Annotated in this window: 12 protein-coding genes; 7 read left to right on the top strand and 5 right to left on the bottom strand. The window is 67.7% G+C overall.

Annotated features, from left to right (window positions below; genetic code table 11):
- Positions 1-19: 19 nt before the first annotated feature.
- Both lptC and AC6IY7_RS05820 read left to right on the top strand, forming a co-directional pair.
- Positions 20-733 (top strand): LPS export ABC transporter periplasmic protein LptC, encoded by a 714-nt coding sequence (lptC, locus tag AC6IY7_RS05815; RefSeq protein WP_497782130.1) that lies wholly within the window; start codon positions 20-22, stop codon positions 731-733.
- Complete coding sequence (locus AC6IY7_RS05820) at positions 730-1,314, top strand: LptA/OstA family protein (protein ID WP_497782131.1); 585 nt, start codon at positions 730-732, stop codon at positions 1,312-1,314. The genes lptC and AC6IY7_RS05820 overlap by 4 nt, the downstream gene beginning before the upstream one ends.
- Positions 1,315-1,354: 40 nt before the next feature.
- Here the strand turns inward: AC6IY7_RS05820 and AC6IY7_RS05825 are convergent, their stop codons facing one another.
- From AC6IY7_RS05825 to AC6IY7_RS05840, 4 genes are all read right to left on the bottom strand, one after another.
- A complete protein-coding gene (locus AC6IY7_RS05825; RefSeq protein ID WP_497782132.1) occupies positions 1,355-1,816 on the bottom strand; it encodes a YbhB/YbcL family Raf kinase inhibitor-like protein in 462 nt (153 codons plus the stop codon).
- A 53-nt stretch (positions 1,817-1,869) separates the two neighbouring features.
- Positions 1,870-2,985, bottom strand: coding sequence for an alanine dehydrogenase (ald, locus tag AC6IY7_RS05830; protein ID WP_497782133.1), 1,116 nt, complete (start codon positions 2,983-2,985; stop codon positions 1,870-1,872).
- A 13-nt stretch (positions 2,986-2,998) separates the two neighbouring features.
- Complete coding sequence (locus tag AC6IY7_RS05835; RefSeq protein ID WP_497782789.1) at positions 2,999-3,646, bottom strand: phosphoribosyltransferase; 648 nt, start codon at positions 3,644-3,646, stop codon at positions 2,999-3,001.
- 90 nt (positions 3,647-3,736) lie between these two features.
- Positions 3,737-4,303: a cold shock domain-containing protein gene (locus tag AC6IY7_RS05840; protein WP_497782134.1), complete on the bottom strand. Its 567-nt coding sequence runs from the start codon at positions 4,301-4,303 to the stop codon at positions 3,737-3,739.
- 131 nt (positions 4,304-4,434) lie between these two features.
- On the opposite strand from AC6IY7_RS05840, the gene AC6IY7_RS05845 reads away from it, so the two are divergent.
- The 3 genes from AC6IY7_RS05845 to AC6IY7_RS05855 are packed head-to-tail and all read left to right on the top strand — an operon-like array spanning position 4,435 to position 8,007.
- Positions 4,435-5,085, top strand: a complete 651-nt coding sequence (locus AC6IY7_RS05845) for a dienelactone hydrolase family protein (RefSeq protein ID WP_497782135.1) — start codon at positions 4,435-4,437, stop codon at positions 5,083-5,085.
- Positions 5,086-5,116: 31 nt separating this feature from the next.
- Positions 5,117-6,634 (top strand): ribose-phosphate diphosphokinase, encoded by a 1,518-nt coding sequence (locus AC6IY7_RS05850; RefSeq protein WP_497782136.1) that lies wholly within the window; start codon positions 5,117-5,119, stop codon positions 6,632-6,634.
- Positions 6,631-8,007: a nicotinate phosphoribosyltransferase gene (locus AC6IY7_RS05855; protein WP_497782137.1), complete on the top strand. Its 1,377-nt coding sequence runs from the start codon at positions 6,631-6,633 to the stop codon at positions 8,005-8,007. Before AC6IY7_RS05850 ends, AC6IY7_RS05855 begins: the two co-directional genes overlap by 4 nt.
- Here the strand turns inward: AC6IY7_RS05855 and AC6IY7_RS05860 are convergent.
- Positions 7,991-9,025, bottom strand: a complete 1,035-nt coding sequence (locus AC6IY7_RS05860) for a hypothetical protein (protein WP_497782138.1) — start codon at positions 9,023-9,025, stop codon at positions 7,991-7,993. The genes AC6IY7_RS05855 and AC6IY7_RS05860 overlap by 17 nt on opposite strands.
- A gap of 26 nt (positions 9,026-9,051) precedes the next feature.
- On the opposite strand from AC6IY7_RS05860, the gene AC6IY7_RS05865 reads away from it, so the two are divergent.
- Positions 9,052-9,663 (top strand): nicotinamidase, encoded by a 612-nt coding sequence (locus AC6IY7_RS05865; protein ID WP_497782139.1) that lies wholly within the window; start codon positions 9,052-9,054, stop codon positions 9,661-9,663.
- Between the two features lie 3 nt (positions 9,664-9,666).
- Positions 9,667-10,068, top strand: a complete 402-nt coding sequence (locus AC6IY7_RS05870) for a DUF3775 domain-containing protein (protein ID WP_497782140.1) — start codon at positions 9,667-9,669, stop codon at positions 10,066-10,068.
- Positions 10,069-10,071 lie beyond the last annotated feature (3 nt).

The following is a 10,071-nucleotide window of genomic DNA, read 5'->3' on the forward strand; positions in this document are numbered from 1 at the left end:
GCAGGGATGGCGAGCAGGAATGGCGAGCAGGAATGGGATGAACGACGCCTTTCCGCCGACCGATAGACGCGATCGGCTCGCCTCCTTCATCGCGCCGCGACGCGACGCCATTCCGCAGGCGCGGCGCCATTCGCTGCGCGTCGCCCGGCTGAGGCGCTGGCTACTGTGGGGCAGCGGCGCCATTCTCGCCGCCGTGGCCGTGGGCGTCGCCTTCCATTCGCTGCGCTTTCTGCCGGCCGATCTGCGCTTCTCGCGCATCGCCACGCAGGGCACGCGCATCACCATAGAAAGCCCCAAGCTCGTCGGCTATCGCAAGGATGGCCGCCCCTATGAGCTGCGCGCGCGCACCGGCATACAGGATATCGCCAAGCCCGATGTGTTCGAGCTCGAGCAGCTCGAGGTGCATTTCCAGAGCGACAACGAGTCCAATGTCGTGCTGACGGCGGAAAAAGGCCTCTATGACGCCAAGAACGACCGCGCCAACCTCTCCGGCGGCGCCCGCATCTTCGACGGCAAGCATTACGACCTGCGCAGCGAGGCGGCCGTGATCGATTTTCGCGGCAATCTCGTCACCTCGGACCAGCCCACCAGGCTGACGCTGGACAAATCGGTCGTGACCTCGAATTCGGTGGAGTTCTCGCAGAACGAGCGGCGCGCGACTTTTTCTGGCGCGGTGCATACGACGCTGCCCGGCGACGAGGACGACGGCGCGGCGGAAGGATCGTCTCCATGAAGCTCATTCATTTCCTGCCCCTCGCCATGGCCGCGCTTGTGGCCGCGGCGCCGGTCGCCGCCAAAGGGCGCTCCGGCGGCATCCTCCCCGGCGCCAGCGCCAAGGACCCGGTCGACATAGACGCGGGCAAACTCGATTATTTCGACAAGGAGCAGAAGCTCGTCTATTCGGGCAGCGTCGTCGTCGTGAACGGCCCCTCGACGCTGAAGGCCTCGCGCCTCATCCTCTTTCTGGACAAGGCTCAGCAGGGTCAGGACGGCAATGGCGGCAGCGACCGCGTCCGCCACATAGACGCCGAAGGGCCGGTGACGCTGGTCTCCAAGGATCAGATCGGGACCGGCGACCGCGGCAGCTACGACCGCAGCGAGAACAAGGTCTATCTCACCGGCAATGTGACCCTGATCCAGGGCGACAGCGTCGTGAAGGGCGAGAAGCTCATCTACGACACCGCCACCGGCCAGGCGACCGTGCTCGAGAAGCCCGGCCAGCGCGTGCGCAGCGTCTTCACGCCCGGCGAGGCCAAGGGCGAGAAGAAAGAGAAAAAAGAGCCGGCTCCGACCACAGAGCGCCGCGCCGATTGAGCGCCGCGCGAAAGGTCGCTCAACGCTTGCGAAAAATCGCTCAACGCTTGTAAGTCCCGACGAGGATCGCCTCTTCGAACAAGACCTCGCTCGCGGCGCGCTCCACCTCGAGACAGCTCGGCTCCTTGCGCGAGACGGGAAGCGTGGAGGTCGAGAGCGCCATCAGGCGAAAGCGATAGCGATGCACGCCATGGCGCGGCGGCGGGCACGGCCCGCCATAGCCCGAGCCGCCGAAATCATTGATCCCCTGCAAGAAGCCGCGTTGCGGCCCCGGCCGTCCTGCGCCTTCCGGCAGCCCGGTGGCGTCGCGGGAGAGATCATAGACCGCCCAGTGACGCCAGACGCCCGCCGGCGCGTCCGGATCGTCGCAGAGCAGGACGAAGCTCTTCGTATGCGAGGGCGCCTCGCTCCAGCGCAGCGGCGGCGAGACATTGGCGCCATCGCAGGTGTATTTGCGGGGAATCTCCTCGCCATTGGCGAAGGCTGGCGATTGCAGCCGCATCGTGACGCTCCTCATCGAGCTTCAGATTTTCGAGCTTCAGATTTTCGAGAACTTCAGACTTTCGAGAACTTCTCCGCGGGCGCGAAAGCGAGGCCAAGCGCCGTAGCGACGGATGCGTTGACGATCTCGCCGCGCGCCACCGTGAGGCCGGCTAAAAGATGCGGATCGTCGCGCAGAGCGCCGAGCCCTTTGTCGGCGAGCGCCAGCACGAAAGGCAGCGTCGCGCTGGCGAGAGCGAAAGTGGAGGTGCGCGGCACCGCGCCCGGCATATTGGTCACGCAATAATGCACGACGCCGTCGACGACATAGGCGGGATCGGAATGCGTCGTCGGCCGCGAGGTCTCGCAGCAGCCGCCCTGATCGATCGCCACATCGACGATGACCGCGCCCGGCTTCATGCCGGCGAGCATGCCGCGGCTGATGAGCTTGGGCGCCGCGGCCCCCGGAACCAGCGCGGCGCCGATGACGAGATCGGCGCGGCGGAGAAGCTCGGCGATCGCTGTCGGAGTCGAGAAGATCGTGCGCACCGCGCTGCCGAAGCGCGCGGAAAGGCGGCGCAGCGGCTCGGCGCCGCGATCGGCGACGATGACGCTCGCGCCCATGCCGAGCGCGATCATCGCCGCCTGCGTCCCCACCGTTCCCGCGCCGAGGATCACCACCTCGGCCGGAGGCACGCCCGGCGCGCCGGAGAGCAGCACGCCGCGCCCGCCCATGGATTTTTCCAGGCATCGCGCGCCCGCCTGCGGCGCGAGACGCCCGGCGATCTCCGACATTGGCGCGAGCAGCGGAAGGCCGCCGAAGGGCGAGGACACCGTCTCATAAGCGATGCAGATCGCGCCGGAGCGCATCAGCTCCAGCGCCTGCGCGCGATCGGCGGCGAGATGCAGATAGGCGAAGAGGATCTGGCCCGGCCGCAATCGCTCGCGTTCCTGCGGCCGCGGCTCCTTCACCTTCACGACGAGCTCGGCGGAGGAATAAATCTCGTCCGGCCCTTCGACGATCGCCGCGCCCGCGGTTCGATAATCGCCGTCGGAAAGCCCCGCGCCGACGCCAGCGCCGCTCTGCACCATCACGAAATGGCCGCGCTGCACGAGCTCATAGACGCCGGCCGGCGTCAGCCCGACACGAAACTCGTTGTCCTTGACTTCGCTTGGCGCGCCGACGCGCATCGGGAGCCTCCGGTCACGATCGCGGCGAGAAGCGATCGAGGATGATGATCACCTCCTCGTCGTCGATCTGGCGAAAATTCTCGTAGAAAAAGCCGATCGCGCCAAAGTCGCGATAATGCTCGAGGCAGACGACCTCATCGGCCTCATGGCGCAACAGCTCGAGCGCGTCGGTCGGCGCGACTGGAACAGCGAGGACGAGCTTTGCCGGACGCAGCGCTCTGACGGCGCGCAGCGCCGCGCGCGTCGTCGCGCCGGTGGCGACGCCATCGTCCACCACAATGGCGAGCTTGCCGGCGGGATCGGGCCGCGCCCTGCCGCCGAGATAGAGCTCGCGCCGCCGCTCGATCTCCGCCCGCTCGCGCGCGCAGACGGCCTGGAAGACGGACTCCCTCACCTCCGCCGCCTCGATCACATCCTCGTTGCGGACGATGATCGGAGCGCCGCCGTCGGCCAGCGCGCCCATGGCGAGCTCGGGCTGGTAGGGCACGCCGATCTTGCGCACCAGCACGAGATCGAGCGGCGCGCTCAACAGCTCGGCGATATGCGCGGCGACGGGAACGCCGCCCCGCGGCAGCGCATAGACGACCGCCGCCTCGCCGACATGCGCGACCAGCGCCTCGGCGAGACGGCGACCGGCGTCGTCTCGGTCACGAAACGGCATGACAGTCACGAAACATGGCGATCCTGCTCCGGCGCGGATGCACGACGCTTTCGATATAGGCGGACGCCGCGCGAATGCGAGGGACGGCGCTCACGACGGGGCCCGCTCGCCGAGCGGCCGCACCGCGCTCGCCTGCGGGCCTTTCTCCCCGCTTTCAGGCACATAGCGCACGCGATCGCCGCTCTCGAGCGCCGCGAACCCCGCGCCTTCGACGCTATTGCGGTGAAAATAGAGTTCGAGCCCATCCTCGCCTTCGAGGAATCCATAGCCGTCCTCGCGCATCAGCCGCCGCACCACGCCGATCGCGGGCTCCGCATGTTGCTTCACATGTCCCTCGAGGCGGTGGACCTGATCCTGCAGCCGCCGCCGCACGCGCTTGAACGCGTCATTGAGCGCGAAGTCGAAATCCTGATAGCGCTCGTCCTCCGGCGGCGTGCGCTCGACGACCGCCTCGCGCCCATCCGGCAGAGCGAGGCGAATATTGATCTCATATTGCCCGCCGCTCTGATGGCGCGCGCTCGGCGCCTTGACGACGACGCGGCAGGCGGTGACGCGGCCGAAGCGCGTCTCGAGCTCGTCTATATGGCGCGAGATGCGCGCCTGCGCCTGCGGCGAAGCCTCCATGCCCTGAAAGTCGATTTCCGGCGTCGTCTGCATGATGGAGCCTCCGTTCATGTGACGCGAATTTCACCCTCGATCGTCCGACGGCGCGATAGATAGATAGGGCGTGTCGACGGGCGAATCGCGGGCGCGCGGCGACGAGCAAAGGACCAGCCGAAGGACGAGCCATGACGACGCCAGTCGCAGAATCGGAGGTCGCCGTCGGACCGAGCCACCTTTGCGGCGCGCTCGCCGTTCCGCGGACCGCGCGCGGACTGGTGATCTTCGCGCATGGCGCGGGTTCCTCGCGATTCAGCCCGCGCAATGGCCGCGTCGCCGCCGCGCTGCGCGAGCGGCGCCTCGCGACATTGCTCATGGACCTTCTGACCGACGACGAAGCGCAGGAGCGCCGCAATGTCTTCGACATTCCGCTGCTCGCCGAGCGCGTCGTCGAGGCGATCGACTGGGCCGCGGCCGAGCCGACGATCGGCCATTTGAGCATCGGCCTCTTCGGCGCGAGCACGGGCGCGGCCGCCGCTCTCGTCGCGGCGGCGGAGCGGCCGCAAAATGTGCGAACGATCGTCTCGCGCGGCGGCCGGCCCGATCTCGCCGGCGACGCGCTCGACCATGTGCGCGCGCCGACATTGCTCATCGTCGGCGGCCTCGATTTCGACGTTCTTAATCTCAATCGCATGGCGGCGAGACGTCTCGCCGACGCGCGCCTCGACATCGTGGCTGGAGCGACACATTTATTCGAGGAGCCGGGCGCTCTCGAGCAGGTCGTCGAGCTGGCGGCGGCATGGTTCGCCGAGAAGCTGGCGCGACGCGACCGGAGCTGAACGCGGGCCCCGCGTCCGCAAAGAGGCGCTCATGACGACCCTGGCCGAGACCCGACCTTATCTGAAACGTCTCTTCGAGCGCCTCGATCTCGCGCCGCAGCCGATCGGCGCCGAGACGAAGCATGCGCTCGACCATTGGCGGACGACGCGCCGCGGCGTCGCGCCCACTTTCGCCGACGTCGTCGCCGATCTTCGTCATTCCGGCTTCGCCTTTCGCGCCGTGCCGGAGGCGCGCGATTATGAGATCGTCATCGGCGCCAAGGCCCTCGCCCCTCTGCTCGGCGCCGTAGCGGAGGGCGCGCGCTTGAGCGAAGCGCCGAACCGCCGCGGCGCCGTGCGGCTGCGCCGCCTCTTCGACGAAGCCCTGCGCATCGGCGAGCCGGCGCTCGTCGAGTTCACCCTCGTCGAAAAGGGCCGCGACCGCGCCGGCGTCGAGCTTCTCGCCGCGCCGCTGGCGCTCGCCGACGGCGCTCTCGGCGCCGTGCTCGGCGCGATGAACATTCAGCGCTTCGAAACGCCGGCGCCGGCGCGCGAAGCTCCGCCGCAGGGCGACGAGCATATCGTCTTGTTCGCGCTCGGCTCCAGCCGCGCGCTCGGCGAACGCGTCGCGCGCGAATTGGGCCTCGCGCTCGCGCCGCATGAGGAGCGGCGCTTCGAGGACGATGAGCGCAAGGTCCGGCCGCTCGTCGGCGTGCGCGGCAAGGATGTCTATGTGATCTCCAGCCTCGCGGGCGAGGCGGGCGACAGCGGCGCCGACAAGCTCATTCGCCTGCTCTTCTTCATCGGCGCCTTGCGCGACGCCGGCGCGGCGCGCGTCACCGCCGTCGCGCCCTATCTCTGCTATGCGCGCAAGGATCGCCGCACCAAGCCGCTGGACCCTGTCGCGACGCGCTATGTCGCGCAATTGCTCGAGAGCGTCGGCGCGCATCGCATTGTCACGATCGACGCGCATAATGTCGCGGCTTTCGAGAACGCCTTTCGCATAGAGAGCGTCGCGCTCGACGCGCAGGCTTTGTTCGCGCGCTATCTCGCGCATCGGCTCGGCGCCGATCCGGTCGCCGTCGTCTCGCCCGATCTCGGCGGCGAGAAGCGCGCCGAGCTGTTTCGCCAGCGCCTCGAGACGATTCTCGCGCGGCCGGTGGCCAAGGGTTTCATGGACAAGCATCGCAGCATGGGCGAGATCACCGGCGAAATCTTCGCTGGCGATGTGGATGGCCGCGCCGTCGTCATTCTCGACGATCTCATCAGCAGCGGCGGCACGATGGCGCGCGCCGCGCGCGCCTGCCGCGCGCATGGCGCGACGCGCATATTCCTCGCCGCGACGCATGGCCTCTTCGCGCGCGACGCCGAAGCGACGCTGCGCGAGGCGCCGATCGAGGAGATCATCGTCACCGACACGGTCGCCTCGAGCGAGGCGATCACGCAGCGTCTGCGCGGACGCCTCGTCACGCTCGGCGTCGAGACGCTGCTCGCCGAGGCGATCGCGCGTCTCGCCAGCGGCGGCTCCATCGACGAATTGCTCGAGACTGGCCCGAGAGGCGCCCCATGACCGCATCCGCCCTTTTCGTCGATCTCTATGAGATCGCCATGCTGCGCGCCTATTTCGAGCTCGGCGTGGCCGAGCGCCGCGCCACCTTCGGCCTCTTCGTGCGCCGCCTGCCGCAAGCGCGCAATTTCCTCATCGCCTGCGGCCTCGCCGATGTGCTGAAGGAGCTGACGGCGCTTCGCTATGACGAGGAGGATTTGCGCTATCTGTCCTCGCTCGGCTCCTTCCCCGAGGACTTCCTCAATTGGCTCGCGCATTTTCGCTTCACCGGCGACATTCGCGCTCTGCCGGAGGGCACGCCCTTCTTCGCCAATGAGTCCATTCTCGAAGTCACCGCGCCGATCGGCGAGGCGCAGATCGTCGAGACGCTGATCCTCAATCAGATCGGCCTGCAGACGATCCTCGCCTCCAAGGCGGCGCGCATGGTCTTCGCCGCGCGCGGCCGCGCGATCGTCGATTTCGGCGCGCGGCGCGCGCAGGGCTTCGACGCCGCGGTGAAAGGCGCGCGCGCCTTTTATATCGCCGGCGTCGCCGCGACCTCCGATCTCGCCGCCGGCCGCGCGCATGACATTCCCGTCGCCGGCACGATGGCGCACAGCTTCGTCGAGGCCTGCCCTTGCGAAGCCGACGCCCTCGAAGCCTATGCCCGCATCTTTCCGCGCACGACGCTGCTCGTCGACACTTATGACGCGCTGGAAGGCGTGCGCAAAGTCGTCGCGCTGGCGCATGAGATGGGCGCGGATTTCGACGTCCATGCGATCAGGCTCGACTCCGGCGATCTCGACGCGCTTGCGCGGCAAGCGCGGCGCCTGTTGGACGAAGGCGGCCTCGCTCGGGTCGAGATCGTCGCCAGCGGCGGCCTCGACGAAGCGCGTATCGATCATCTCGCATCTTCCGGCGCGCCGATCGACACATTCGGCGTCGGCACGGAAATGGCGGCCTCGACCGACGCGCCGGCGCTCGACATCGCCTATAAGCTCGTCGAATTCGCCGGCGAGGGACGCATGAAGCTCTCCCCCGGCAAGCGCACTCTGCCCGGCCGCAAGCAGATCTTCCGTCAATTCCACGACGGCGTCGCCGTGCGCGACGTGATCGCGCGCGAGGAGGAGCGCTATTCCGGCGTGCCGCTGCTCGAGCCCGTGATGCGCGACGGCGAAATCATGGAGCGGCGCCCGAGCCTTCCCGACATTCGCGACCATGCGCGCGCGGCGATGGCGGCGCTGCCCGCCGATGTGCGGAGCCTCGCGCCCTGCGCCTCGCCCTATCCGGTGACGATCAGCGTAGGGCTCGCGGACTATGAGCGCAAAGTGGAGGCGTCTCTCGCGCGCGAGGCGCGGCCGCCGGCGACACGGCCGCGCCTCAGCCGATGTTCGTGAGGCGCTCTCGCGCGAGCGAGAGATAATGGCGCGCGAGCGGCTCCCATTTTTCGCGCCGACGCGGCGCGGGGTCGAGCAGATGAGCGAGACAAAGACGCGCGCGCAGAACCGCGCGGCAGGCGCCATAGAGCGCGAACAGCGCGGGCGGCGGCGCCTCGCCGAGACGCCGCGCGGTGGCGGCGACGATCGCCGCGCCGGTCTGCGGCGCGCCGAGCAATTCGCATTCGAGAGCGAGAAAGGCGAGCTCGTCGAAAGGATCGACCTGGCGCAACTCATCGTTGAATTCGAGACAATCGAAAATCGCCAGCGGCTCGCCGAAGCAGATATGCTCGGGTCTCAAGTCGCCATGTCCGTCGACGATGCGCCCGTCGCGCACGCGCGTCTCGAGCGCCGGCGTCTGCGCGACGAGCCGCCGCTCGAGGCGATCGAGCAAGGCCTGCGCATGGCGATGGTCGAGCGCGAAATCACGCATCGCGATGACGCGGCGATTTTCCGCCTGTTCACGAAAGAAGCGCGCGACATAATCCTGCGCGGAAATGGCGGAGCGCGCGGCGCTCGCGTAGAAAGCGCCGAGCCGCGCGGCGAGCGCCTCGATCCGTCGCGCATCGAGATTTCCTTCGGCGAGCAGCCGATCGAGCGTGAGCTCGGCGGGCAGACGCTTCATCTCGACGAGCCAGTCGACGATCTCGCCCTTTCCGCCGATCGACAATTCTCCATCCGCGAACGTCAGCGGAACCACATCGAGATAGACCTCCGGCGCGAGCCTTCGGTTGAGGCGCAGCTCGGCGCGGCAGTCGGCCTCGCGCGCGCCGGGCGTCGAGAAATCGAGGAAAGCGAAGCGCACAGGCTTCTTCATTTTATAGACGCGGTCTCCCGCGATGAACACATGCGACATATGTGTCTCGACGACATCGACGCGCGCGGGCGCATGCGGATAGGCCGAAGGCTCGACGAGACGCTCCAGCTCGTCGGCGTGCGACGGGCGATCGGACGTTGCTTTGTTGCGCTCCGGAGGCATGTGCGGCTTCGTTGGAGGAGGTCGCGATGACGAGAAATAAGATAGGGCTGCGCTCGACCGACGCTGTGCTGATCGTCGATCTGCAGCTCGACTTTTTCGCAGGCGGAAAGCTCGCGGTTCCGCGCGCCGAGGAGATTCTTCCGGTCGTCAATGATCTCATCGACGAAGCGCGCCGATCCGGAACGCAGATCGTGGTCTCGCGCGACTGGCATCCGCCGGACCATATGAGCTTTGCCGCGCAGGGCGGCGATTGGCCGCAGCATTGCGTGCGCGGCACCAGAGGCGCCGAGTTTCATCCGGCCCTGCGTCTTCCGCCCGGCGCGCTGTTCGTCTCCAAGGCCAAGCGCGCGGAGCGCGAGCAATATTCCGATTTCGACAGCACGAGCCTCGCCGAGGAGCTGCGCCGTCGCGCCATAGATCGCGTTTTCGTCGTCGGGCTCGCCGAGGATTTCTGCGTCAAGGCGAGCGCGATCGACGCCGCGCGTCTCGGCTTCGAGACGCATGTGTTGCGCGCGGCCACGCGTCCGGTCACGCCCGAGGGCGGAGAAAACGCGCGCGCGGACATGCGCGCCGCGGGGGTGAGGGTGATCGAGCCCTCCTGCTCCCCATATGATGTCGATCACATCGCGAGGACGTGAGCCATGCCAGAGATCAATACCGACAAAGTTTGTTTCGTCATCGTCAAAGCGCGAGAGCTGGAGGCCGAGGACGAAGGAATGCGGCCCGACGCCTCCAATCCTTCGGATGACAAATTCGTGAGCGTGCTCACCGAAGAAGGCTGGTCGCCAAATCGGCGCGAGCTCGTCGAATTCATCGATGCGATGGATGAAGACGAGCAGGCGGAGCTGGTGGCGCTGGTCTGGGTGGGGCGCGGCGATTTCACCGCCGAGGATTGGGATTCCGCCGTCATTCAGGCGAAGGAGCGGCACAAGGGCCCGACGTCGAAATATCTCATCGGCATTCCGTTGCTCGCGAGCTATCTCGAGGCGGGGCTCGACGAATTCGACGAGAGCTGCGAAGGCTTCGAGGACGATCGCCAATAGCGT

The organism is Methylosinus sp. is20ea, assembly GCF_059718135.1.